The organism is Streptomyces sp. NPDC031497 (assembly GCF_055580905.1).
The window spans coordinates 107770-130845 of sequence record NZ_JBVIKO010000025.1; the positions used below are offsets into that span (position 1 = coordinate 107770).

At 71.0% G+C, this 23076-nt stretch carries 21 protein-coding genes and 2 pseudogenes; 14 read left to right on the forward strand and 9 right to left on the reverse strand.

Going from position 1 to position 23076, the window contains the following annotated elements:
* Nucleotides 1-236 precede the first annotated feature (236 nt).
* The 3 genes from ACZ5K7_RS37880 to ACZ5K7_RS37890 form a co-directional block, all read right to left on the reverse strand.
* Nucleotides 237-824, reverse strand: a complete 588-nt coding sequence (locus ACZ5K7_RS37880) for an FMN reductase (RefSeq protein ID WP_351694379.1) — start codon at nt 822-824, stop codon at nt 237-239.
* Nucleotides 821-1933, reverse strand: a complete 1113-nt coding sequence (locus tag ACZ5K7_RS37885; protein ID WP_351694382.1) for an LLM class flavin-dependent oxidoreductase — start codon at nt 1931-1933, stop codon at nt 821-823. The genes ACZ5K7_RS37880 and ACZ5K7_RS37885 overlap by 4 nt, the downstream gene beginning before the upstream one ends.
* Nucleotides 1934-2054: 121 nt before the next feature.
* Nucleotides 2055-2654 (reverse strand): TIGR03086 family metal-binding protein, encoded by a 600-nt coding sequence (locus ACZ5K7_RS37890; RefSeq protein WP_468921131.1) that lies wholly within the window; start codon nt 2652-2654, stop codon nt 2055-2057.
* A gap of 77 nt (nt 2655-2731) precedes the next feature.
* Here ACZ5K7_RS37890 and ACZ5K7_RS37895 point away from each other — a divergent pair, with 77 nt between their 5' ends.
* Both ACZ5K7_RS37895 and ACZ5K7_RS37900 read left to right on the forward strand, forming a co-directional pair.
* Complete coding sequence (locus ACZ5K7_RS37895) at nt 2732-3547, forward strand: DUF6597 domain-containing transcriptional factor (RefSeq protein WP_468921134.1); 816 nt, start codon at nt 2732-2734, stop codon at nt 3545-3547.
* Nucleotides 3548-3793: 246 nt separating this feature from the next.
* Entirely contained in the window at nt 3794-4831 is a 1038-nt protein-coding gene (locus ACZ5K7_RS37900; RefSeq protein ID WP_468921137.1) for a thaumatin family protein, read from the forward strand.
* 54 nt (nt 4832-4885) lie between these two features.
* Here the strand turns inward: ACZ5K7_RS37900 and ACZ5K7_RS37905 are convergent, their stop codons facing one another.
* On the reverse strand, nt 4886-6832 hold the full coding sequence (locus tag ACZ5K7_RS37905) for a sigma-70 family RNA polymerase sigma factor (RefSeq protein ID WP_468921140.1): 1947 nt from the start codon (nt 6830-6832) through the stop codon (nt 4886-4888).
* Nucleotides 6833-7059: 227 nt separating this feature from the next.
* On the opposite strand from ACZ5K7_RS37905, the gene ACZ5K7_RS37910 reads away from it, so the two are divergent.
* The gene (locus tag ACZ5K7_RS37910; RefSeq protein WP_468921143.1) at nt 7060-8073 is read left to right on the forward strand and encodes a thaumatin family protein; all 1014 of its coding nucleotides are present in this window, start codon (nt 7060-7062) and stop codon (nt 8071-8073) included.
* A gap of 45 nt (nt 8074-8118) precedes the next feature.
* Here the strand turns inward: ACZ5K7_RS37910 and ACZ5K7_RS37915 are convergent, their stop codons facing one another.
* A complete protein-coding gene (locus tag ACZ5K7_RS37915) occupies nt 8119-8589 on the reverse strand; it encodes a hypothetical protein (RefSeq protein ID WP_468921145.1) in 471 nt (156 codons plus the stop codon).
* 134 nt (nt 8590-8723) lie between these two features.
* Here ACZ5K7_RS37915 and ACZ5K7_RS37920 point away from each other — a divergent pair, with 134 nt between their 5' ends.
* The 4 genes from ACZ5K7_RS37920 to ACZ5K7_RS37935 all read left to right on the forward strand — a co-directional run bounded on the left by ACZ5K7_RS37920 (nt 8724) and on the right by ACZ5K7_RS37935 (nt 11052).
* Nucleotides 8724-9062 (forward strand): YnfA family protein, encoded by a 339-nt coding sequence (locus ACZ5K7_RS37920; RefSeq protein ID WP_351694399.1) that lies wholly within the window; start codon nt 8724-8726, stop codon nt 9060-9062.
* Between the two features lie 53 nt (nt 9063-9115).
* A complete protein-coding gene (locus ACZ5K7_RS37925; RefSeq protein WP_351694402.1) occupies nt 9116-9889 on the forward strand; it encodes an SDR family NAD(P)-dependent oxidoreductase in 774 nt (257 codons plus the stop codon).
* Nucleotides 9889-10065: a hypothetical protein gene (locus tag ACZ5K7_RS37930; protein WP_351694405.1), complete on the forward strand. Its 177-nt coding sequence runs from the start codon at nt 9889-9891 to the stop codon at nt 10063-10065. Before ACZ5K7_RS37925 ends, ACZ5K7_RS37930 begins: the two co-directional genes overlap by 1 nt.
* A 186-nt stretch (nt 10066-10251) precedes the next feature.
* Entirely contained in the window at nt 10252-11052 is an 801-nt protein-coding gene (locus ACZ5K7_RS37935) for a hypothetical protein (RefSeq protein ID WP_468921150.1), read from the forward strand.
* Nucleotides 11053-11095: 43 nt separating this feature from the next.
* Here the strand turns inward: ACZ5K7_RS37935 and ACZ5K7_RS37940 are convergent, their stop codons facing one another.
* On the reverse strand, nt 11096-12289 hold the full coding sequence (locus tag ACZ5K7_RS37940) for an RtcB family protein (RefSeq protein WP_468921151.1): 1194 nt from the start codon (nt 12287-12289) through the stop codon (nt 11096-11098).
* Nucleotides 12290-12517: 228 nt separating this feature from the next.
* On the opposite strand from ACZ5K7_RS37940, the gene ACZ5K7_RS37945 reads away from it, so the two are divergent.
* The 3 genes from ACZ5K7_RS37945 (at nt 12518) to ACZ5K7_RS37955 (ending at nt 15895) form a co-directional block, all read left to right on the forward strand.
* Complete coding sequence (locus ACZ5K7_RS37945) at nt 12518-13390, forward strand: DUF3558 domain-containing protein (RefSeq protein ID WP_468921154.1); 873 nt, start codon at nt 12518-12520, stop codon at nt 13388-13390.
* Between the two features lie 132 nt (nt 13391-13522).
* The gene (locus ACZ5K7_RS37950) at nt 13523-14422 is read left to right on the forward strand and encodes a DUF3558 domain-containing protein (protein ID WP_468921157.1); all 900 of its coding nucleotides are present in this window, start codon (nt 13523-13525) and stop codon (nt 14420-14422) included.
* Nucleotides 14423-14521: 99 nt separating this feature from the next.
* Nucleotides 14522-15895, forward strand: coding sequence for a DUF2637 domain-containing protein (locus tag ACZ5K7_RS37955; protein WP_468921208.1), 1374 nt, complete (start codon nt 14522-14524; stop codon nt 15893-15895).
* Between the two features lie 80 nt (nt 15896-15975).
* Here ACZ5K7_RS37955 and lysS read toward each other — a convergent pair whose 3' ends face one another.
* Nucleotides 15976-17718, reverse strand: coding sequence for a lysine--tRNA ligase (gene lysS, locus ACZ5K7_RS37960; RefSeq protein WP_468921159.1), 1743 nt, complete (start codon nt 17716-17718; stop codon nt 15976-15978).
* 287 nt (nt 17719-18005) lie between these two features.
* On the opposite strand from lysS, the gene argS reads away from it, so the two are divergent.
* Nucleotides 18006-19766: an arginine--tRNA ligase gene (gene argS, locus ACZ5K7_RS37965; protein ID WP_351694423.1), complete on the forward strand. Its 1761-nt coding sequence runs from the start codon at nt 18006-18008 to the stop codon at nt 19764-19766.
* Nucleotides 19767-19792: 26 nt separating this feature from the next.
* Here the strand turns inward: argS and ACZ5K7_RS37970 are convergent, their stop codons facing one another.
* On the reverse strand, nt 19793-20242 hold the full coding sequence (locus ACZ5K7_RS37970) for a peptidoglycan-binding domain-containing protein (protein WP_351694426.1): 450 nt from the start codon (nt 20240-20242) through the stop codon (nt 19793-19795).
* 222 nt (nt 20243-20464) lie between these two features.
* Here ACZ5K7_RS37970 and ACZ5K7_RS37975 point away from each other — a divergent pair.
* The 3 genes and pseudogenes from ACZ5K7_RS37975 to ACZ5K7_RS37985 form a co-directional block, all read left to right on the forward strand.
* Nucleotides 20465-20626 (forward strand): annotated as a pseudogene (locus ACZ5K7_RS37975) (helix-turn-helix domain-containing protein); the annotation flags it as partial.
* Nucleotides 20627-20710: 84 nt separating this feature from the next.
* Nucleotides 20711-20956, forward strand: a pseudogene (locus ACZ5K7_RS37980) (helix-turn-helix domain-containing protein); the annotation flags it as partial.
* Nucleotides 20957-21023: 67 nt separating this feature from the next.
* Nucleotides 21024-21797 (forward strand): DUF4253 domain-containing protein, encoded by a 774-nt coding sequence (locus tag ACZ5K7_RS37985; RefSeq protein WP_351694429.1) that lies wholly within the window; start codon nt 21024-21026, stop codon nt 21795-21797.
* Nucleotides 21798-21817: 20 nt separating this feature from the next.
* Here ACZ5K7_RS37985 and ACZ5K7_RS37990 read toward each other — a convergent pair whose 3' ends face one another.
* Entirely contained in the window at nt 21818-23011 is a 1194-nt protein-coding gene (locus ACZ5K7_RS37990; RefSeq protein ID WP_468921162.1) for an aminotransferase-like domain-containing protein, read from the reverse strand.
* Nucleotides 23012-23076 lie beyond the last annotated feature (65 nt).

Here is a 23076-nt window from a genome sequence, read left to right on the forward strand (position 1 = left end):
GTCGCCCGGTGGGGGCTGGTCGCGCCCGCGCGGCGGTAGCCGCAAATCGATGCAGCCCCGCGCCCCTTACGGGGCGCTTCCCAACCGTGTCTCACACAGCTGCGGGCAGTCGTGCCTCCCCCAGTGCCTCAAGGGCCTGGGAGGTGCCCCCCCAGGCGGCACGGGTGTGCGCTGGGGATACCCCCTCTGGGGGAGGCACCCTGCCAGTGCCGGTAAGCGACACCCCCCGGCCGACCTCAGCTCGCCGCCAGCCTCGCCAGTTGCTCCTCGAACGGCACCACCGCCGGCGGAGCCTCCCGCTTCACGCCGCTCAGCCCCGTCATCAGCGCCGCCAGTTCCCCGGCCGCCCGCTCGATCCGGGCCTCCAGGCCCTCCGCGCCCCAGTCCTCCGACGCCGCGTAGACGCCCGTCGGTACGACCACCGCCCGCAGGTACGCGAACATCGGCCGCAGCGCGTGTTCCAGCACCAGCGAGTGCCGGGCCGTACCCCCGGTCGCCGCGATCAGCACCGGCTTGCCCACCAGCGCTTCCTTGTCCAGGACGTCGAAGAACGACTTGAACAGGCCGCTGTACGAGCCCGTGAACACCGGCGTGACCGCGATCACGCCGTCCGCCTCCGTCACCGCCTCCAGCGCGGCCGCCAGCCTGCGCCCCGGGAACCCGTTCGTGAAGTTGTGCGCGATCTCGACCGCGAGGTCGCGCAGCTCCACCACCTCGACCTCGACACCGGCGGCCTGCCGGCCCACCGCGGCCGCCAGCCGGTCGGCCAGCAGCCGGGTGGACGACGGCACGCTCAGCCCCGCCGAGACGACGACCAGCTTCATGCCCCGACCTCCTTCTTCTCCGACTCCGAGGCCTCCGAGGCGGCCGCGGCGAGCAGCGACGCGTGCGTGGGCGCCTCCGGCACGTTGGCCGGACGGCCGTTCGCGAACTCCTTGCGCAGCACCGGCACGACCTCCTCGCCCAGCATGTCGATCTGCTCCAGGACCGTCTTCAGCGGCAGCCCCGCGTGGTCTACCAGGAACAGCTGCCGCTGGTAGTCCCCGGCGTACTCCCGGAAGGCCAGCGTCTTCTCGATGACCTGCTCGGGCGTGCCGACGGTCAGCGGGGTCTGGTCGGTGAAGTCCTCCAGGGAGGGCCCGTGGCCGTAGACCGGCGCGTTGTCGAAGTACGGCCGGAACTCGCGCACCGCGTCCTGCGAGTTGTGCCGCATGAACACCTGGCCGCCCAGGCCGACGATCGCCTGCTCGGGCGTGCCGTGCCCGTAGTGGGCGTACCGGGCCCGGTACAGCTCGACCATCTGCTTGGTGTGGTCGGCGGGCCAGAAGATGTTGTTGTGGAAGAAGCCGTCGCCGTAGTAGGCGGCCTGCTCGGCTATCTCGGGCGAGCGGATCGAGCCGTGCCAGACGAACGGCGCCACCCCGTCCAGCGGCCTCGGCGTGGACGTGAAGCCCTGGAGCGGCGTCCGGAACTTCCCCTCCCAGTTCACGACGTCCTCGCGCCACAGCCGGTGCAGCAGGGCGTAGTTCTCGATGGCGAGGTTGATGCCCTGCCGGATGTCCTGGCCGAACCAGGGGTAGACCGGGCCGGTGTTGCCGCGGCCCATCATCAGGTCCACCCGGCCGTCGGCCAGGTGCTGGAGCATCGCGAAGTCCTCGGCGATCTTCACCGGGTCGTTGGTGGTGATCAGGGTGGTGGAGGTGGAGAGGATCAGCTTCTCCGTGCGCGCGGCGACGTAACCGAGCATGGTGGTCGGCGACGACGGCACGAACGGCGGGTTGTGGTGCTCACCGGTCGCGAAGACGTCCAGCCCGACCTCCTCGGCCTTCAGCGCGATCGCGACCATCGCCTTGATGCGCTCCCGCTCGCTCGGCGTCCGACCCGTCGTGGGGTCCGGCGTGACATCGCCGACCGTGAAGATCCCGAACTGCATGCTCGCTCACCCTCCAGGTTGTTTACGGTTCAACTATACCTGGAGAACGAGACCCCACCCACCGGTATTCCCCACGCCCCACGCACCGGCGTCGCGCGCGCCTCTTCCGTACGCCGCCGCCCTACGCCTTCCAGGCCGGGTCCCGCCCGGTCACCCCCAGCAGCCGCTCGAACTCCGGCGCCCCCTCCGCCACCGCCACCGGCTCCCCGAACATCCCCATCGCCCGCGCGGTCGGCGCCAGCCCCGCGACCTGCCCCGTCAGCTCCGCGACCACCGCCGGGTCGGCCGACGGCTCCCGCTGCCCGGTGGCCCGCGCCAGCTCCCACCCGTGCACGGTCACATCGAGCAGCGCCATCGAGCCCAGCGTCCGCGCGGGCATGTCCATCGTCCCCGCCGTGCCCTCCTCCGCGCCGGGCACCGACCAGGCCGCCACCAGCGCCTGTGCCGCCTGCGCGAACCGCTCCCGCCAGTCCGCGCCCTCCCCGACCCGGTCGGGGGTCCGGGTGAAGTCCACCGACCCCTTCGCGGCCAGCTTCCGGAACTCCACGACCACGTGGAAGAGGTGATTGACCAGGTCCTTCACGTCGTACTCGGCACAGGGCGTGGGCCCCGCGAGCGCTCCGTCCGGGATCTCCCGCACCACCGGCAGGGCCCCGTCCACCGCCCTCCCCAGCAGCTCACCGATGCCGTACTCCCGCGCACTGTCCGTGTTCGTCTCCATGCCGACGACCGTACGAACGCGCACCCGCGCCCCTCTTGAACAAACGCGACGCGCGGCACCGGACGTACGATCCGGCCATGGCCGCCGCCTCCGTCCACGACACCCGCGGGATCGTCGACCCCGCCGGGCTGCTGTCCCGCGTACGGTTCCGCCGCCACCGGCCCGCCGAGCCGCTGCGCCGGCACGTCGAGACGTACTGGTTCATCGACTGGGACCTGCCCGAGCCGTACGTCTCCCACGTGGTCCCGCATCCGTCCGTCAACCTCACCTTCCAGTGGGACGAGGAGGAAGGGCCGCCCTACGCGGAACTGACCGGCGTCGCGCTCGGCCTCTACGCCCGCAAGCTGACCGGCCGCGGCCGGGTGTGCGGTGCCAAGTTCCGTCCGGGCGGCTTCCGGCCGTACGCCCCGGCCCACCCGGTCTCCCACTGGACGGGCCGGGCACTCCGGGCCGACGAGGTGTTCCCGAGGGCCACGGCGGACACGGCCCGGGACATCGTCACCCCGGCCGACGACCGCGACCGGGTGGCCGCCCTGGACGCCTTCCTCCTGTCCCTCGCCCCCGCCCCCGACCCCCAGGCCGACCGGGCCATGGCCCTGGTCCGGGAGATCCGCGTCGACCGCACGGTCCGCCGGGTGGCCGACTTCGCGCAGGCGCGGGGCATCTCGACCCGCACCCTGCAACGCATCTTCGCCGCGTACGTGGGCATCACCCCGAAGTGGGCCATCCTGCGCTACCGGATCCACGAGGCCGTGGAGCGGGCGGGCGGGGAGAAGGCCGTGGACTGGGCGACCCTGGCAGCCGAACTCGGCTACGCCGACCAGGCCCACCTGATCCGCGCCTTCAAGGCGACGGTGGGGGTTTCGCCGACCGCGTACGCAGCCGGCATCTGAAGCGGACCCCGTGATCGAAGCGCCCCTTCAGGGGCGCGGGGCTGTATTCGACTTGCGGCTACCGCCGCGTGGACGCGACCGGCCCCCACCGGCCCGTACCGGCCCCCACCGGCCCATATCGGCCCGTATCGGCCCGTACCCACGGTCCACCCGCACCAGCCACCCCGTTTCCGTTGTCCCACCACCCCCGTCCGGGTCTCCCCTACGTAAGCCCACGCCCGTGGGAACGGACAGGAGCCCCGTGCCATGCGCCACCACCGCCGCCGCCACCGACCCCGCCGGTACTCCGGCCTCGCCGCCACCACCGCCGTAGTCCTCACCTGCCTCGCCCTGGTGACCGGCGTGGTGCTGGCCCGTATGCAGACGGGCCCGGCCCCGGACCGGCGGACCACCACCGCCGACCCGGCGGCGACGCCCCGCACGACAGCCGCCGCCACCCCCCTCGCGAGCCCCTCCCCGAAACCGTCGCCGACACCCTCGGCCTCGGCCTCGTCGGCTCCGCACGCCGGCACCCAGCCCTCGGCCAAGGCCTCCTCGCCCTCCCGCACGGCACAGCAGCCGACGGCCGCCGCCAAGACCCCGGGCAAGCGCACCATCACCCTCGTCAACCGGCTCGACCAGACCATCTGGCCGGCCATCGCCGCCGACCCCAAACACCCGGTCGAGGCGACCGGCTGGGTCCTGCGCCCCGGCGCCAGCCTGACCTTCCGCATCCCCGACCACTGGGACGTCCGCCTCTGGGCCCGCACCGGCTGCTCCTTCGACGCCGCCGGCCACGGCCACTGCCTCACCGGGGACTGCGGCCGCTTCCAGTGCGGCTCGACGTGGGGCGAATTCCCCTCCACGCTCGCCGAGTTCAACCTGAACGCCTGGAACGGCATGGACTTCTACGACGTCAGCCTGGTCGAGGGCAACAACCTGCCGATGTGGATCAACAGTTACGGCGGCACGTCGAAGGACAAGATCGACGCGAACGGGTGCTCCGCGGCCGGCTGCACCCGGGACGCCAACGCCTCCTGCCCCGCCAAGCTCCAGCGCGTCCGCGACGGCCATGTCGTCGCGTGCCTCAGCGCCTGCCTGGTGTTCAAGACCGACCAGACCTGCTGCACCGGCGCCTACGCGGCCCGCCCCCAGTGCGTCCCGTCCTCGTGGCCCGTCGACTCCGCGGCCGTGTTCAAGGCCGCCGAGCCCAACGCCTACTCCTACGTCAACGACGACGCGACCAGCGTGCTCACCTGCTCCGGAGAGTGCGGCTACCGCGTCACCTGGGGCGTGAGCCCATGACCCCGAGGGGGCCGGCGCCCACCGCCGTACGGCGGTCGCACCGGCCCCCTCCGCTCAGCGCGCCGCCTGGAAGGCCCGGCCCGCCGCCGTGGCCGCCGTACCGTTCGTGAACAGCCCGCTGCTCGGCTTCGCCGGATCGGCACCGAGCCCGAACCACGCGTAACGCTGGAGGTACGGCAGCGCGTCCAGCGCCTTCGCGGACGCGGTGACGAAGTCCGCCTGCTGCTGCGCGGACGGGAAACGCGTCCCCTGCGAGAAGTCGATCAGCGCGTACTCGGTGAGCCAGATCGGCTTGTGGTACCGCTCGTACACCGAGGCCAGATACGAGGTCAGCTGCTGCACGGCCTGCGGGGTACGGAAGTCGCCGCCGTACCAGTGCAGCGTGATGAAGTCGACCCGGTACCCCTTCGCCTTCGCCCCGGACATGAACCGGTCCAGCCAGCCACCGGCCGTGTCCGCGCCGTACGCCACCGCCGGGCTGCCCAGCACCTTGCCGGCCCCCATCAGCCTGGGCCACAGCTCCAGCGCCTGCTCGACCGTCATGTTCGACTGCTGCGCCATGTCGGGCTCGTTGAACCCCAGCAGGTACGGCCCCTGCGCGCGGGCCTGCGCGAGCGACGCGTCGGTGACGGAGGCGGCGCCCCAGACCATGGGCACGAAGGAGGCCGAACCCGGGGTCGTCACGCCCTGGTGCTGGGTGTTCCAGGTGTAGTACCAGCTCGCCCCGCTCGCGGCCAGCGCCTGACTCACGCCGTTGAACGACCACACGCCGACACCCTTGCGGGCGCTGGAGGCGACCTGCACGGGGGCCACCGTGCGCGGGGACGGAGTGGGCTTCACGGACCGGCTCGGGGACGCGCTCGGTCTGGCGGACCGGGAAGGCGACGGGGAGGGCGAGTGCGTGGGGGTCGGGGAGGCTACCGCCACCGGCGCCGACGGACGCGGAGCCGCCTGGGCCACCGGAGCCGACGGGCCCGCCGTCAGCCGGGCCGCGACCAGCGCGGCCACCGCGACGACCGCGACCGCCGCCGAACCACCGACCAGGACCTGCCTGCTCACCGTCTGCCGGGCACGCCGGGCGCGCCGGCCCGCATGCCCGTGCCGCCCGCGAGAAGCACCGGACGTACCGGACGTACCGGGTGTGCTGGAGGTACTGGAAGTACCGGGAGTACCGGGAGTACCGGAACTCGCTGTGATGTGGGCGAGCACCCGCGCCGGATCGAGACCGGCCGGCACCGCCACCAGCGGCAGACCGCCCAGCAGCCGGTCCATCGGCAACAGCCCCCGCTCCAGGCCCGCGCACTCCCCACAGTCACGTATGTGACGGGCGAACCGCTTACGCCACAGGGAACCCGGCGTGCCGTCCCACGGCGCGGCGATCTCGTCCAGCCGGGCACAGCGCGGCTCGGCGCCCAGCCCGCGCACCACACACCGCGCGACCTCCATCTGCTTCTTCATCCGCTGCACCCGCACGGCGGCATGCCGGTCGGACAGCCCCAGCGCACCGGCGAGGTCGGCGCGCTCCAGCTCACCGGTCTCCTCCAGCCACCACAGGGACAGCAGCTCCTGATCGTCCGGATCGAGCCAGCGCGTCGCCTCGGCGATCTCCCGGCGCTGCTCGGTCAGGCCCAGCCGCAGGATGGTCAGCCCGGCGAAGTCCAGGTCGGGGTCGGCCAGCACCTCCGCGTCCTCCAGCCGCGCCCTGCGGTCCCGGTCGGTGGCCCGCAGACTCTCCCGGTTGCGCACCTGCCTGATCGTGATCGCGACCAGCCAGGACCGGAACGCCGACGGATCCCGCAGCTTCGGCAGCCCCCGCACCATGCGCAACAGCGTCTCCTGTACGACGTCGTCGACATCGGCATGACCGTTCAGGGCCCGGCCGACGATGTTGTAGACCAGCGGCAGGCAGTCGCTCACCAGCTGCTCCAGGGCCCGCCCGTCACCCGCGCGAGCGGCCGTCACCAGGCCGGGATCGGGCCCCCTCCGGTGGTTCTCGATCATGTGGGTCTGTTCCTCCGCGCAGGGATCCGGCCCTTGGACCGGACTCGGTACCGGCTGTCGGACCGGCTTGTGATGTGGAGACCCCCCGAGGCACCCGAGGACAACAGAAAAACCGGCGGCCCGACGTCGAAACCTGTTCGAGTCCGCAATTTATGTTGTCCGGCCGCCACGCACGAGGTCACCGAGAGGCAGGCACACATCCGGCACCGCCCGAGGAAGGCCCGAGGATGGCACGAGGACGCAGAAGACACGGCGCGAGACCACCGCGACGCCGCTGGTGGTACGCCTCCGCGGCGGCCGCCCTCGCGACGGCGGCCACGGTACTGATCACCTACGGCGCGTGGACACCGTCACCCGGAACCGACACCGCGAGCACACCGGACCGCCGGCCGGCCGCGGCCGCCCCGTCCGCACCGCCGGCCACCTCGCCCGCGCCTTCCGCCCGCCACAGCGCGTCCCCCTCCCCCTCCACGTCCCCCTCGGCGTCCCCGTCCCGCTCGGCCGGGCCGTCGGCCACGACCACCCGGAAACCGGCCGCCGCGCCGGAGCAGCGGGCCCCGGCGTCGGCCCCGGCCGGCAAGCGTCTGATCACGGTCGTCAACCGGACCGCGCAGCCGGTCTGGGCGGTCGTCACCAACACCGCCGTCTACCCGGCGGGCCGCCGGCTCGCCCCCGGCCAGAGCCTCTCGCTGACCGTGGCCAACAACTGGGGCGGCCGCATCTGGGGCCGTACCGGATGCACCGGCACCGCCGCGGGCCCCTGCGCCTCCGGCGACTGCACCAGCGTCTGCACCGGCCCCAACCCGCCCACCACCCTGGGCGAGTTCACCTTCGACGCGTACGCGGGCATGGACTTCTACGACGTCAGCATGGTCGACGGCGCCAACCTGCCCATGTACATCAACATCTCCCACACCACGACCACCGACCCGGTCAGCTCCACGGGCTGCTACCACGGCACCTGCACCACGGAGATCGACTGCCCCAAGGCGATGCAGGCCCTCTCCGGCGGCCAGGAGATCGGCTGCAAACCGCCGTGCGCGGCGTTCGGCGGCGACACGTACTGCTGCCGCGGCGCCTGGGCGGGCCGCGACAACTGCGTCCCCGCCAAATGGCCCGTCGACTACACCCAGGTCTTCAAACGGGCCGCGCCGTACGCCTACTCGTACGCCTTCGACGACGCGGCGACCATGCCCTGCAAGGGCGCCTGCTATTACCGGGTGACCTTCGGCACGACCTAGCGTTCCGGTCGGAATTCCGGTCAGAATTCCGGTCAGAATTCCGGTTCAGAAGGCGTACGGGTCCCCGGTCGCCAGCACCAGCACCCGCTGCCTGTCGTTCGTACGGTCGTGGTCCACCGCGCCTCCGCCCCACGCCACGTCGACCTCCAGCGTCACCTCCGCCGGCTCCCCCCGCAGCCGTACCGGAACCACCAGCTGCTCGCCGGGCAGGTCGACGGCGAGCGGCCCCGTACCGCACACCACCTCCCGGTCGCCGGAGCGGGCACAGGCGGCCGGCAGCTGCTGCATGTCCGCCAGCGCCGCCGACCAGCTCAACCGCACGGTGGTGTCGGACACGGTGTCCGGCCCGAGGTTGCGCGGAGTCACCCGGACCTCCACCAGGTCCCCGCTCATCACCACCGACCCGTGCACCTCGAGGTCGGCGTCCCCGGCCCACGCGGTACCGCCCGCCCCGGCCACCAGCGCGCCCACCGTCACCGCCCCGACCACCGCAAGCCCGCAACGACGCATCGCCATGCCACCCGTCCCGTCCATCCGTCCGTCCCGTCCGTCTCCGGCGTTCATACGGATGTATGCCACCCCTACCCCGCCGCAGGCGCCCTCCAACAGGTGACAGCCGGACGGGACGGGTGGCATGGCAGGCTGCGGGCATGCTGATCCTCCGCTCCGCCGCCCTCTTCGTCGTCGCCGCGTTCTTCGAGATCGGCGGTGCCTGGCTGGTCTGGCAGGGCGTACGGGAGCACCGGGGCTGGCTCTGGGTCGCCGGCGGGATCCTGTCCCTCGGCGCCTACGGCTTCGTCGCCACGTTCCAGCCGGACGCCCACTTCGGCCGCATCCTGGCGGCGTACGGCGGAATCTTCGTCGCGGGCTCGATCCTGTGGGGCGTCGTCGCCGACGGCTACCGCCCGGACCGCTGGGACCTCACGGGGGCGGCGGTCTGCCTGGCGGGCATGGCAGTGATCATGTGGGCGCCGAGGAACGGCGGCTGATCCTCACCTACGCTGGAAGGTGCCGACCGCCCACCGAGCATCAGGAGCACCGCATGGCCACCGCACCGTCCGCCGCCTCCCGCATCGCCGTCGTCACCGGTGCGAGCAGCGGAATCGGCGCCGCGACCGCCCGAAAGCTCGCCGCCGCCGGTTACCGCGTGGTCCTCACCGCCCGCCGCGAGGACCGTATCGAGGCGCTGGCCAAGGAGATCAACGAGGCCGGCCACCAGGCGACCGCCTATCCGCTGGACGTGACGGACCGCGCGGCCGTGGACGAGTTCGCGACCGCCTTCAAGACGATCGCCGTCCTCGTGAACAACGCCGGCGGAGCCCTCGGCGCCGACCCGGTGGCCACCGGCGACCCGGCGGACTGGCGCACGATGTACGAGACGAACGTCATCGGCACCCTCAACCTCACCCAGGCCCTGCTGCCCAGGCTGGAGGCGAGCGGCGACGGCACGGTGGTCGTCGTCTCCTCCACCGCCGGCCACGGCACCTACGAGGGCGGCGGCGGCTATGTCGCCGCCAAGCACGGCGCCCACGTCCTCGCCGAGACACTGCGCCTGGAGATCGTCGGCAAGCCGGTCCGGGTCATCGAGATCGCCCCCGGCATGGTCAAGACGGACGAGTTCGCGCTGACCCGCTTCGGCGGCGACGAGGAGAAGGCGGCGAAGGTCTACCAGGGCGTCGCCGAGCCCCTGACGGCCGAGGACGTGGCGGACACGATCGCCTGGACGGTGACCCGCCCCAGCCACGTCAACATCGACCTCCTGGTGGTACGCCCCCGCGCCCAGGCCTCCAACTCCAAGGTCCACCGGGACCTGTGATGCAGGACCGCCCGGACGCCGACCCCGCGGCGGCCCTGGAGAGGCAACTGGAGGAAGTCCGCCTGAAGCAGGAGACCAGAAACGAACGCCAGGTCTGGTACTTCCTGGCCTACTTCCTCTTCGGCATCCACTTCCTCGCCTTCGTGATGATCTACGCGGTCCATCACGCGAAGTGAGCGCCGGATAACCCACACGGGCGAACCTCATCGATCACCCGATCGCCACACGAACATCCACCCTAGGCTCGCGCCACACGATCATCCGACGGCCCTCGGCAGGGATGGCACTCCCGGCCGAGGGCCTGACCAGCATGGAAGTGGAGCCTTCCTGTGGCTGAATGCGAGCCTAGCGTCAAGCCTTTCATGGACCTCACGGTCCCGGAGTACGCGTACATGTTCGGGTTCTTGCAGGCGGATGGACATCTGGCTCAGCGCGTTGGAAAGAAGGGGCGTCTGACCGTCGAGATCAACGCCAAGGACATCGAACTCCTACGCACATTCCAGGAGTTAACGCCTTACTACACCAGCATCACCGAGCGCACCCGGTCCACGAACTTCTCCGAAATCCACAGTTCGGCCGTCTGGAGCCTGTGCTCCCTCGAAGCCAGGACCGCACTGAACGACCTCGGCCTGCCCTACGGCCGCAAGTCCAAGACCATCGCCCCGCCCACCGTGGAGTTCTCGCGTGGCGACTATCTACGTGGCGTCATCGACGCCGACGGCTCCGTGGGCTACACGAGCGAGGGCTTCCCCTTCCTCTCGCTGACCACCGCCAGCACGGCCATCGCAGCCTACCTGTGCTTTTACGCAGGAAAAGTGACCGGAGCCGAACGCAGTCTCAAGCGCAATGCGCGCGACGGCATCTACAACATCCTCTACACGAAGGAGAACGCCCAGCTTCTGGCGGCCGATCTCTACTACAAGGGCTGCTTGTCCCTGGAGCGCAAACAGACCGCTGCCGACTCGCTCGGTGCTTGGGTCCGGCCGGCCGGCATGCGGATCGCACCTGATCGACGCCGCTGGACAGCACACGAGGACCGCCTACTACTGCGCCTGAACAATGACGCCGAGGCCGCCGCGGAACTGGGGCGGACCGAGAAAAGCTGCTACATCCGCCTGTGGCGCCTGCGGACCGGCCAGGTCCCCATGCCTGCCGCGCGGTAACCGCTCAGGTGAGGCCCCCGGTTCCAGCCGGGGGCCTCACCTGTCAGCCCTTCACACAGATGAACTGCTTCAGCTTCGCCACGACCTCAACGAGGTCGCGCTGCTGCTCCATCACCTGGTCGATGTTCTTGTAGGCGCCCGGAATCTCGTCCAGCACTCCGGAGTCCTTACGACACTCCACACCGCGGGTCTGCTCCTCCAGGTCCTTGGTCGTGAAGCGGCGCTTTGCCGCGTTGCGACTCATACGCCGACCGGCCCCGTGCGACGCCGAGTTGAAGGCCTTCTCGTTCCCGAGACCCTTCACGATGTACGAGCTGGTGCCCATCGAGCCGGGGATGATCCCGAACTCACCGGAGCCGGCTCGGATCGCCCCCTTGCGGGTGACGAGCAGGTCCATGCCCTCGTACCGCTCTTCCGAGATGTAGTTGTGATGGCACGAGATCTCCTGCTCGAAGGTCGGCTTCGCCTTCTTGAATTCCTTGCGGACCACGTCCTTCAGGAGCGCCATCATGAGCGCACGGTTGTACTGGGCGTACTCCTGCGCCCAGTAGAGATCGTTCCTGTAGGCCGCCATCTGCGGGGTGTCCGAGACGAAGACAGCGAGATCACGGTCGACCAGGCCCTGGTTGTGCGGAAGCTTCTGGGCCACGCCGATGTGATGCTCGGCGAGTTCCTTGCCGATGTTCCGGGAACCGGAGTGCAGCATGAGCCAGACCGAATCCGACTGATCGAGGCACAATTCGATCATGTGATTTCCGGATCCAAGCGTTCCCATCTGCTGATGCGCCCGCTGCTGACGGAACTTGACCGCGTCGGCAACCCCGTCGAACCGCCCCCAGAACTCCCCCCACCCGGCCGTCGCCAGCCCGTGGAAGTCCCCCGGCTCCACCGGATCCGCGTGCATCCCCCGCCCCACCGGAATCGCCTGCTCGATCTTCGACCGCAGTCGCGACAGGTCCCCCGGCAGGTCGTTGGCGGTGAGTGACGTCTTCACCGCCGACATGCCGCAGCCGATGTCGACGCCGACCGCCGCCGGGCACACGGCCCCCTGCATGGCGATGACCGACCCGACCGTGGCGCCCTTCCCGTAGTGGACGTCCGGCATGACCGCGAGGCCCTTGATCCACGGCAGGGTCGCGACATTGCGCAGCTGCTGGAGCGCCACCTCCTCGACGGCGGCAGGGTCGGCCCACATCCGGATCGGCACCTTCGCGCCCGGCATCTCCACGTACGACATGGCTTCCCCATTCCCCCGCGGGCAATCAAATAAAAAGGACAAAAGACCTAATGAAGTCATAACGCAAATGCGTCGCCAAGGCCACCGAAATCAGACTTGGGACCGGCGTTCACCGCAGTGCGTGCGATACACATTGTCTCCAGGGGACGCCCCGCTGCGGCAAGCGATTAACCAGCGGGGACACTGGAGCAGGACCGAGCGACCCAGTGAACGGAAAGGAGCCTGACCGTGCAGCGGAAGGCGTACGTAACCGGCACCGCCGCCCTCCTCGCGGCCCTGCTGGCCGGCTGCACGAGCGGTTCCAGCGGTGGCGACGACATCAGCGACAAGAACGCGGACGCCGGCACCTCCACCGTCGCCGCCCAGCCCGGCAAGTACCGCACCCTCCCCGAGCCCTGCGGCGCGGTCAGCCAGGACACCCTCGACTCGCTGCTCCCGGGCATCGCCCAGATCACCGACGAGGAGCAGCGCGACAAGGCGTACGCGGGCGCGGCCACGCTCACCTACGACACGGACCGCAAGGTCGGCTGCCACTGGAAGGTCGAGTCCACCGACGCCACGGACCGGCTGTCCGTCGACTTCGAGCGCGTGGTGTCCTACGACAACGCGGTCAGCGACGACAACGAGGCGCAGACGATCTACACGCAGCGGGAGTCGGCGGCCGGCATCCCCGAGTCCGCGCCCCCGAGCCCCACCGAGTCGGAGTCGCCGTCCGGGTCGCCGTCCGGATCGGCGTCCGGGGCGCCGTCCCCGTCCCCGTCGTCCTCCACGTCCACGTCCCCCTCGGGATCCGCCGGCACCTCCGCCTCGACGTCCGCCACGGCGTCCACCTCGGCCTCCTCCTCGACCACCCCGACCGACCTCCAGCCCCGCACCCTCGCCGACCTCGGCGACGAGGCCTATCTCGACGACCAGCTCAGCGGCTCCGGTTCGACGGCCGAACAGCGCACGGTGACTGTGGTGTTCCGCACGTCCAACGTCGTGGTGACCATCGAGTACGAGGAGCAGCCGATGGCCACCGGGACCGTCCCGGACAGCAAGGAACTGCAGGACAGGGCCCATCATCTGGCCGCCCAGCTGGCCGAGGACCTCAACAGCTGAGCGCCCGGGCACGCCCTGCGCACTCCGCCCGCAAAGCCCGCGAACCGAAACCGCACAGCTTCCTCACCGCGTACCGTGGCCCCTCGGACCCGATCCGACCGCAGGAACCCCGAACGTATGAGTGAAGGAACCATGCAGCGAGTAGCAGTCCAGCGAGACGACCAGCGCGACCGGAACGAGCGGAACGCACAGCGACGGGCAGGGCGCCTGCGCCGCGGCGTCGTCTGTGCGGTCGCCGTCCCCGCCGTGGCGCTGTGCGCGGCGGCCTGCTCCTCGGACTCCGACAACGCGGCGAAGGAGACGGGCGGCGGCTCCAACCCGGCCACCGCCCCCGCCGGCTCGGACTCCGGCACCGGCACCGCCGCTTCACCGACCGTCCAGGCGGCCAAGTACCAGAAGCTGCCGGAGCCGTGTGCGGTGCTGTCGAAGAAGACGCTCACCGCACTCGTACCGAAGGGTGCGAAGTCGGGCAAGGAGGGCGCTTCGGACGACGTGGCCACGCGGGGCAGTTGCTCCTGGAACAGCCTGGACAACAACGGCGTCAAGGGCTCGCAGTTCCGCTGGCTCAACGTCTCCTTCCTCCGCTTCGAGTCGGACGCCGGCCGCGGCTCCGGCGAGAAGCAGGCCGAGGCGTACTACACGAACCAGGTGCAGGAGGCGCAGTCCGTGACCGGCGCCAAGAACACCAAGTCGGAGCCGGTGACCGGGACCGGTGACCAGGCGACCCTCGTGCGCTACGACCTGAAGAAGAAGGAAGGTGCCTTCCGGCAGCAGACGGTCGTGGCCCGGGTCGCGAACGTGGTCGTCACCGTCGACTACAACGGCGCGGGTCTGGCCGGCGAGAAGACCCCCGACGCGGGCACTCTCGCGAAGTCCGCGGAGAAGGCCGCCAAGGAGGCGGTGGCCTCGGTCGCGACGGCCAACGGCTCCGCCACGTCTCCGAGTTCACCTGCGGCGACGCCCTCGAAGTCGGCCTCCAAGTCACCCTCCGCCAGTGCATCGCCCTCCAAGTCGTCAACCAAGAAGGGCTGACCGGCAACACGCGCGCCGCACTGATGTGCCACCCTGTTGCGCGCAACAACACGCAAGGGGAGGGGAGTACGGGTGGCCGAGCGAATACAGCTGACTCGGATGCACCGCGTTCTCATCGGTGTGGTCGTGACCGGCGCGATGATCATCGCCGGCATCGGCTTCGCCGGCTCGTACGCGGCCGTCCGAGAGCTGGCCATCAAGAAGGGCTTCGGGAACTTCGCCTATGTCTTCCCGATCGGCATCGACGCGGGCATCTGCGTCCTGCTCGCCCTGGACCTGCTGCTGACCTGGATCCGCATCCCCTTCCCGCTGCTGCGGCAGACGGCCTGGCTGCTGACCGTCGCGACGATCGCCTTCAACGGCGCGGCGGCCTGGCCGGACCCGCTGGGCGTGGGCATGCACGCGGTGATCCCGATCCTGTTCGTGGTCGCGGTCGAGGCCGCCCGCCACGCGATCGGCCGGATCGCCGACATCACGGCGGACAAGCACATGGAGGGGGTCCGCCTCACCCGCTGGCTGCTCTCCCCGGTGCCCACGTTCCTGCTCTGGCGCCGGATGAAGCTGTGGGAGCTGCGCTCCTACGACCAGGTCATCAAGCTGGAGCAGGAACGTCTCGTCTACCAGGCCAGGCTGCGCTCCCGCTTCGGCCGGGCCTGGCGCCGCAAGGCCCCGGTGGAGTCCCTGATGCCGCTGAGGCTGGCCCGCTACGGCGTCCCCCTGGCCCAGACGGCCCCGGAGGGTCTGGCGGCGGCGGGCATAGACCTGCCGGCGCTCCTGCCGGCCCCCGCCCCCGCTCCGGTCGCCGCCGCGACGCCCGCTCCCGCTGCCGTACCGCAGCAGGCGGCGCCTTCCGGCGCGCAGCGCCCCGAGCTGGTCCCCAGCCCCAACGCCGGGCAGCCCGCATACGCACCGGAGCCGGAGCCGGAACCCGACCCACAGCTGAACCCCTGGCTGCACGCGAGGGACCCTCAGCAGATCGAGTACCACGGCGACTACGACCCGACGTTCGAGCCGCAGTACACCGAGGAGCAGTACGCGGCCTGGCAGGCGCAGCAGCAGTACGAGCAGGAGCAGTACCAGCGGGAGCAGTACCAGCGGGACCAGTACGAGCAGCAACTGGCCCGGCAGCAGCAGTTCCCGCCCGCCCAGTTCGCGGAGGAGCAGTTCCCGCCGGAGCAGCAGCCGCTCCCCGAGGAGTCCCCGTCGGAGACGACCGGCAGCTTTCCCATCCCCTCCGGCCCCGGCCGCACCCGTGAACTCGGTGAGGGCGGTGGCCCCCCGGAGCCGACCGAGGAAGACTTCTACCTGGTCTTCAAGAAGTCGATAGACGGGGGCTACCCCAGTTCGAGCCAGTTCAGGGGCGACGTGGAGGCGACGTACGGCACGACCCTCCCGCAGCGCGAGGCGGAGCGCATGGTCAACCGCTTCACCAACCGCCACACGGCGGAACTGCAGGAAGACCACATCGCGTAGGACGCGCACGGCATGACGAACATGAAGAAGGGGCCCTCCGCCGAAGAGGGCCCCTTCCTCGTGCTCATGCCGGTGCCGGCTTACTCGCCGAGCAGGTCCCGCACCCGCTCCTGCCCCACGGCAAGCAGCAGCGTGGGCAGCCGGGGCCCGGTGTCGCGCCCCACCAGCAGGTGGTAGAGCAGCGCGAAGAACGTCCGCTGGGCCGTCTTGATCTCGGCCGGCAGTTCCTTGGGCGTCGCGTCGGCGGGGAACCCGGCCTGCACCTTGGGCACGCCGTACACGAGGTGCGTCAGCCCGTCCAGCGACCAGTGCTCGGCGAGTCCGTCGAGCAGCAGCCGTACCGACTGCCGGGACGCCTCGTCGAGGGACTTCAGCAGCTCGGCGTCCGGCTCGTCCCGCACGATGGTGCGCTGGTCGGCCGGTACCTGGGTGTTGATCCAGGCCTCGGCCTTGTCGTACCGGGGCCGTGCCTCGTCCACCGATCCCAGCGGGTTGGCCGGGTCCAGCTCGCTGAGGATCCGCAGCGCCTGGTCCTCGTGCCCGGCGGTGATGTCGGCGACCGATGCCAGCGTCCGGTACGGCAGCGGCCGCGGGGTCCGTGGCAGCTCACCGGCGGCCGTGCCCACCGCGCGCGCGTGCGCGGCGACGTCGGCGGGCAGCGCGGTGCCCTCGGCCACCTTCGCGTCCAGCTTGTCCCACTCGTCGTAGAGCCGCTGGATCTCCTGGTCGAAGGCGATCTTGAAGGACTGGTTGGGCCGGCGGCGGGCGTAGAGCCAGCGCAGGATCTGCGGCTCCATGATCTTCAGCGCGTCGGCGGGCGTGGGCACGCCACCGCGCGAGGACGACATCTTCGCCATCCCGCTGATGCCGACGAACGCGTACATCGGCCCGATGGGCCGCTCCCCGCCGAAGATCCCGACGATCTGCCCGCCCACCTGGAAGCTCGACCCCGGCGACGAGTGGTCGACACCGCTCGGCTCGAAGACGACGCCCTCGTACGCCCAGCGCATCGGCCAGTCGACCTTCCAGACCAGCTTGCCCCGGTTGAACTCGCTGAGCCGGACGGTCTCGGTGAAGGCGCACGCCGTGCAGACGTAGGTCAGCTCGGTGGTGTCGTCGTCGTAGGACGTGACGGTCGTCAGGTCCTTCCCGCAGTCGCCGCAGTACGGCTTGTAGGGGAAGTATCCGGCGGAGCCCGCGGAACCGTCGTCCTCGCTCGCCGCGCCCGAGCCCTCCGCCGCCTCGAGCTCGGCCTCGTCGACGGCCTTCTGCTGCTGCTTCTTCGCCGGGGCCTTCTTGGTCCGGTACTGGTCGAGGATCGCGTCGATGTCACCGCGGTGCCTCATGGCATGCAGGATCTGCTCCCGGTACACCCCGGAGGTGTACTGGGCGGTCTGGCTGATCCCGTCGAACTCCACGCCCAGCTCGGCCAGCGACTCGGTCATCGCGGCCTTGAAGTGCTCGGCCCAGTTCGGGTACGCGGAGCCCTTCGGGGCGGGGACGGAGGTGAGCGGCTTGCCGATGTGCTCCGCCCAGGACTCGTCGACCCCGGCGACACCGGCCGGCACCTTGCGGTAGCGGTCGTAGTCGTCCCAGGAGATCAGGTGCCGGACCTGGTGCCCGCGCCGCCGGACCTCGTCCGCGACCAGGTGCGGGGTCATGACCTCCCGCAGGTTCCCCAGGTGGATGGGGCCGGACGGGGAGAGCCCGGACGCGACGACGACCGGTTTGCCCGGGGCCCGACGCTCCGACTCCTCGATGACCTCATCCGCGAAACGGGAGACCCAGTCGGTGGTCTCGGTGCTCTGAGCCACGATCGGCACGTCCTTCTTTCTGGCATGGGACAGCCGGTACGGTCGCACGGCTGACCGCTCCATTGTCCCAGGCACTACGGCATCCACGAAAACGCCTTTACACAAGCGCAGCCGCCTGTGGGGGCGCGGGGCTGTATCGATGTGCGGCTCCGCCGCGCGGGCGCGACCAGCCCCCGCGGCGCCGCGCCCGGCCACCCACCACACACCCCCGAGCTCGTCGCCGCAAAAACCCCTTTACCCCCCGTGAAATACTGGTCCCGTCTACCCGCACCCACGAGGAGAACGGCTCCCACCCCATGGCCTCGGTCACGTCGCTCACCGATCTCGTCAATCAGCGTCTCGCGGACGCTCTCTCGGCAACCCTGCCGGAGGCCGCCGTCGACCCGCTGCTGCGACGCAGCGACCGGGCCGACTTCCAGGCGAACGGCATCCTCGCCGCCGCCAAGAAGGCCAAGGCCAACCCCCGGGAGCTGGCGACGCAGGTCGTCTCGAACATCACCACCGGCGCGGACCTGATCCAGGACGTCGAGGTCTCCGGCCCCGGCTTCCTCAACATCACCCTCTCCGACAGGGCGATCACCGAGAACCTGACCGCCCGGTACGCGGACGGCGACCGGCTCGGCGTACCCCCCAAGGCGCACCCGGGCATCACGGTCATCGACTACGCCCAGCCGAACGTCGCCAAGGAGATGCACGTCGGCCACCTGCGCTCCGCGGTGATCGGCGACGCCCTGCGCGGCATGCTCGACTTCACCGGCGAGAAGACGATCGGCCGGCACCACATCGGCGACTGGGGCACCCAGTTCGGCATGCTCATCCAGTACCTGATCGAGAACCCGGACGAGCTGTCCCCGGAGACCGACACGGACGGCGAGCAGGCCATGTCGAACCTGAACCGGGTCTACAAGGCGTCCCGGGCGGTCTTCGACACGGACGAGAGCTTCAAGGAGCGGGCCCGGAAGCGGGTGGTCGCCCTCCAGTCCGGCGACAAGGAGACGCTGGACCTGTGGCAGCGGTTCGTGGACGAGTCGAAGGTCTACTTCTACTCGGTCTTCGAGAAGCTCGACATGGAGATCCGCGACGACGAGATCGTCGGCGAGTCGGCGTACAACGACGGCATGCCCGAGACCGCCCGCCTCCTGGAGGAGATGGGCGTCGCGGTCCGCTCCGAGGGCGCGCTCGTGGTGTTCTTCGACGAGATCCGGGGCAAGGACGACCAGCCGGTCCCGCTGATCGTGCAGAAGGCGGACGGCGGCTTCGGCTACGCGGCCTCGGACCTGACCGCGATCCGCAACCGGGTCACCGACCTGCACGCCACCTCGCTGCTCTACGTCGTGGACGTGCGGCAGTCGCTGCACTTCAAGATGGTCTTCGAGACGGCGCGGCGGGCGGGCTGGCTCACCGACGACGTGACCGCGCACAACATGGGCTACGGCACGGTGCTGGGCGCCGACGGCAAGCCGTTCAAGACGCGTGCGGGCGAGACCGTACGGCTGGAGGACCTGCTGGACGAGGCGGTGCAGCGGGCCGCCGAGGTCGTCCGGGAGAAGGCGCAGGACCTCACGGAGGCGGAGATCCAGGAGCGGGCCGCCCAGGTCGGCATCGGTGCCGTGAAGTACGCGGACCTGTCGACGTCGCCGAACCGCGACTACAAGTTCGACCTGGACCAGATGGTCTCGCTGAACGGCGACACGTCCGTCTACCTCCAGTACGCGTACGCCCGTATCCAGTCGATCCTCCGCAAGGCGGGAGACGTCCGGCCCGTCGCGCACCCGGAGCTGGAGCTGCACGCTGCGGAGCGGGCGCTGGGCCTGCACCTGGACGCGTTCGGCGACACGGTCTTCGAGGCGGCGGCGGAGTACGCCCCGCACAAGCTGGCCGCGTACCTGTACCAGCTGGCGTCGCTGTACACGTCGTTCTACGACAAGTGCCCGGTGATCAAGCCCGAGCCGCCGAAGGACGTGGCGGAGAACCGCCTCCTGCTGTGCGACCTGACGGCCCGTACCCTCCACCAGGGCATGGCCCTGCTGGGCATCCGGACGCCCGAGCGGCTCTGAGAGGCCGCCCGGGTCGTCCGGGCGGCTCAGCAGTAGGCGTTGAAGTCCCAGAACGCGGCCTTGGTCGCCGGTCCCGCGACGCCGTCGACGTCGAGGTTGTAGCCGTACTGGTTCAGGTAGCGCTGCAGCGCCCTGATCGTGTTCGGTCCGACGACCCCGTCGACGGTACCGGCGCCGAGGCCCTGGTCGTTGAACATCTGCTGGGCCGCCTTCCAGCTGTTGGTGCCCAGCTGCCCGTCGATGGTGCCGGGGTTGTAGCCCCACCTGGCCAGCCAGCACTGCCAGTTCGCGGCGTGGGCGGTGTCCAGGCCGAGGTTGTTCACCGCCTGGATGGCCGCGGTCCGGGAACTCACCGCCGTCTTGGCGGCCGGCTGCGAGGCCGCGAAACTCGTGCCCGCGGTCGCCAGGCTGCCGGCGGCGAGCCCCGCCACCGCGGCGACACTGACGAGGGTCCTGGCCATGACGTTCGATCGCATGCGTTCCTCTTTCCGGTCGCGAGAACAGATCGACACGAGCGTGCGGGCTCGACGACGGCGGAAGCCACACCTCCCCCACAAGTGACGGCCGGGCGGGACGCCGTACCCGTTGACCTGCGCGAAAGCCGTCCGACGCGGCGGTACGACAGGACGGCCACCGCCGGACTCATACGGGCACCGCGCCCGATCCGTCAGCCGGACAGGGACGACGATCGGGGGGGCATGTCGCGTCACGGGAAAGCGCTGCCTGTCGAACTGGAGCCGTGCTTACGGCAGTTGATCGTCCGGTTGCGTCGGCTGAAGGAGCGCAGCGGGCTGAGTCTGCACCGGCTGGCGTCGCACACCGGATACAGCCCGAAGTCCTGGGAGCGCTATCTGGCGGGCCGTTCGCTGCCGCCCCCGGAGGCGGTGGCGGCGCTGGCCCGGCTCGGCGGCGGCGATCCGGTGGGGCTGCTCGCGCTGCACGAGGTGGCGGCCCGGGGCGGCGGCGCGGAGGCGGTGCCCGCCGCCCTGCGCGCGTTACGGGACCGCACCGGGCTGAGCCTGGCGGGGCTGGCGGCGCGGACGACGTTCAGCAAGTCGTCCTGGCAGCGTTATCTGGGCGGCCGTGCCCTGCCGCCGCGTGCGGCCGTGGAGCAGCTGTGCGCCCTGGCCGGCGAGCCGGCGGGGCGCTGTCTGGCACTGCGGGAGGTGGTCGCGGCGCAGGGGTACGGCGGGGGTTGAGGAAGGCTTCATGTGGTCGCCAACGTCGTTGTCAGTGGGCGCCTTTACAGTCTGTGGCATGGCGACTCTTCCCAACCCGCTGCCCAAGCTGGCGACCGACCCGAGCGGTCGGTCCCTGGGGCTCCAACTCCCGCCCGGCACACTGCTGGACGAGACCCTCGACGGCCCGTGGCACCAGCCGTTGCTGTGGTACGCGGGGCAGCCCGCCGGTCCCGGGACCTGGACGGCGCTGGGCGCCCCGGCCGGCCGCGCGGGGCTGCTGCCGGTGCTCATCGACGTGTCCGAGGTCGACGACTGGGACTTCGCGCCCGAGGAGACGTCGTACCCCGGGGACCACGACGCCGACGAGGTGCTGGAGGACTACTGGGAGGAGGACCCGCCGGACGGCGAGGAGTGGCCGGGGCTCGCCCTCGCCCCGACGCTGGTCGCCGACCCGGACGCGCGGGCCGCCGATGTCGCCGACATGCTGAGCCTGGGGCGGCCCTGGCTGAAGGAGCCGCACCTGGCGCTGGTGTCGGCCCGGCGCAGCGCGGACATACCGGCGGCCATCGGCTGGAGCGGGCCGGTGAACCACGAGGAGGACGTGGCCCGGCTGTGCGCGGTGCTGCGCTCCTGGGAGGACCGGTTCGGGATACGGGTGGTGGCCCTCGGCCTGGACCATCTCGCCGTCTCCGTGGCCGCCCCGCCCGCCGACCTCGACGAGGCGGAGGCGGTGGCCGCCGAGCACTTCGCGTTCTGCCCGTACAGCGTGCTGCCCGGCGCCGACGACACCCTGTCGTCGTACGCCGAGCAGCTGGTCGGCGAGCGGCTGTGGCACTTCTGGTGGGACTGACCCGGTGGGACTGATCCGGCTCAGCCGCTGAGCCCCGCGGCCAGCCTGCGCAGTCCCTCCGCGATCTCCTCCGGCGTCTGGGTCACGAAGCACAGCCGCAGGGTGGAGCGGTCGGGGTCGGCGGCGTAGAAGGGCTCACCGGGGACGTAGGCCACGTCGTGCTCCACCACCCGGCGGAGCAGGGCGGTGGTGTCGTACGGCTCCGGGAGCCGGGCCCAGAGGAACATGCCGCCCTCGGGCCGGTTCCAGGTGGAGCCGGCCGGGAGGGCGTCGGCGAGGCCGGCCAGCATGGCGTCCCGGCGTGCGCCGTACACCGCGCGCACCTTCGCGACATGGCCGTCCAGGACGTCCAGGTACCGGGCGGCGGCGAGCTGGTTGAGGGTGGGGGTGTGCAGGTCGGCCGCCTGCTTGGCCACCGCGCAGGCGCGGCGCAGTGCGCCGGGGGCGCGGAGCCAGCCGAGGCGCAGGCCGGGTGCCATCACCTTGGAGAAGGAGCCGAGCAGGACCACCCGGTCCGCGGCGCCGGGGAGGGACGCGATCCAGGGGACGCGGTCGCCGTCGTAGCGGAGTTCGCCGTAGGGGTCGTCCTCGATAATCCACAGGCCGTGCCGGGCGGCGGTCGTGGCGAGGGCGGCGCGGCGGACGGCGGGCATGGTGCGGCCGGTGGGGTTCTGGAAGGTCGGGACGAGGTAGAGGAGTTTGGGCCGCTCGGCGCGGATGAGTTCCTCCAGGGCGGCCGGGTCGACGCCGTCCGCGTCGCCCGGGACGGGCAGGATCCGGGCGCCGGCCAGCCCGAAGACCTGAAGTGCCGCCAGATAGCAGGGGCTTTCGACGAGGACCGTGTCACCGGGGTCTATCAGCGCGCTCGCCAGGAGGGAGAGGGCCTGCTGGGAGCCGGTGGTGATCAGCAGGTCGTCGGGGTCGGTGGGCAGGCCCTGTGCGGTGGCGCGTGCCGCCAGCCCGGCCCTCAGGGCCGGCTCGCCCTCCGTCGTCGAGTACTGCAACGCCCGTTCCGGCGACTCCTCCAGCACCGTCCGGAAGGCGGCCGCGATGCCCTCCCGGTCGAAGAGTTCGGGGGCCGGCAGCCCGCCCGCGAAGTTGATCACTTCGGGGCGTGCGGTCACCGCGAGGATCTCCCGCACCGGCGAACCGCCGACGGTACGGGCCCGGGCCGCGAGCGGCGGCAGGGCGGCTGGGGCGCTGGTGACGGTCATGGACGGCTCCTCGGGCTGTTCCTCGTCTTGGCCGGAGCCTAGGGAGGTGGATGCCGTCCACACCC

Coding starts and splice junctions, on each gene's coding strand:
- ACZ5K7_RS37925 (WP_351694402.1), top strand. CDS start 9,116: ATGGCCACCGCACCGTCCGCCGCCTCCCGCATCGCCGTCGTCACCGGT.
- ACZ5K7_RS37920 (WP_351694399.1), top strand. CDS start 8,724: ATGCTGATCCTCCGCTCCGCCGCCCTCTTCGTCGTCGCCGCGTTCTTC.
- ACZ5K7_RS37900 (WP_468921137.1), top strand. CDS start 3,794: ATGCGCCACCACCGCCGCCGCCACCGACCCCGCCGGTACTCCGGCCTC.
- argS (WP_351694423.1), top strand. CDS start 18,006: ATGGCCTCGGTCACGTCGCTCACCGATCTCGTCAATCAGCGTCTCGCG.
- ACZ5K7_RS37905 (WP_468921140.1), bottom strand. CDS start 6,832: ATGATCGAGAACCACCGGAGGGGGCCCGATCCCGGCCTGGTGACGGCC.
- ACZ5K7_RS37895 (WP_468921134.1), top strand. CDS start 2,732: ATGGCCGCCGCCTCCGTCCACGACACCCGCGGGATCGTCGACCCCGCC.
- ACZ5K7_RS37885 (WP_351694382.1), bottom strand. CDS start 1,933: ATGCAGTTCGGGATCTTCACGGTCGGCGATGTCACGCCGGACCCCACG.
- ACZ5K7_RS37985 (WP_351694429.1), top strand. CDS start 21,024: ATGGCGACTCTTCCCAACCCGCTGCCCAAGCTGGCGACCGACCCGAGC.
- ACZ5K7_RS37930 (WP_351694405.1), top strand. CDS start 9,889: ATGCAGGACCGCCCGGACGCCGACCCCGCGGCGGCCCTGGAGAGGCAA.
- ACZ5K7_RS37940 (WP_468921151.1), bottom strand. CDS start 12,289: ATGTCGTACGTGGAGATGCCGGGCGCGAAGGTGCCGATCCGGATGTGG.
- ACZ5K7_RS37915 (WP_468921145.1), bottom strand. CDS start 8,589: ATGGCGATGCGTCGTTGCGGGCTTGCGGTGGTCGGGGCGGTGACGGTG.
- ACZ5K7_RS37880 (WP_351694379.1), bottom strand. CDS start 824: ATGAAGCTGGTCGTCGTCTCGGCGGGGCTGAGCGTGCCGTCGTCCACC.
- ACZ5K7_RS37910 (WP_468921143.1), top strand. CDS start 7,060: ATGGCACGAGGACGCAGAAGACACGGCGCGAGACCACCGCGACGCCGC.
- ACZ5K7_RS37955 (WP_468921208.1), top strand. CDS start 14,522: ATGCACCGCGTTCTCATCGGTGTGGTCGTGACCGGCGCGATGATCATC.
- ACZ5K7_RS37970 (WP_351694426.1), bottom strand. CDS start 20,242: ATGCGATCGAACGTCATGGCCAGGACCCTCGTCAGTGTCGCCGCGGTG.
- ACZ5K7_RS37935 (WP_468921150.1), top strand. CDS start 10,252: ATGGACCTCACGGTCCCGGAGTACGCGTACATGTTCGGGTTCTTGCAG.
- ACZ5K7_RS37990 (WP_468921162.1), bottom strand. CDS start 23,011: ATGACCGTCACCAGCGCCCCAGCCGCCCTGCCGCCGCTCGCGGCCCGG.
- ACZ5K7_RS37950 (WP_468921157.1), top strand. CDS start 13,523: ATGCAGCGAGTAGCAGTCCAGCGAGACGACCAGCGCGACCGGAACGAG.
- ACZ5K7_RS37890 (WP_468921131.1), bottom strand. CDS start 2,654: ATGGAGACGAACACGGACAGTGCGCGGGAGTACGGCATCGGTGAGCTG.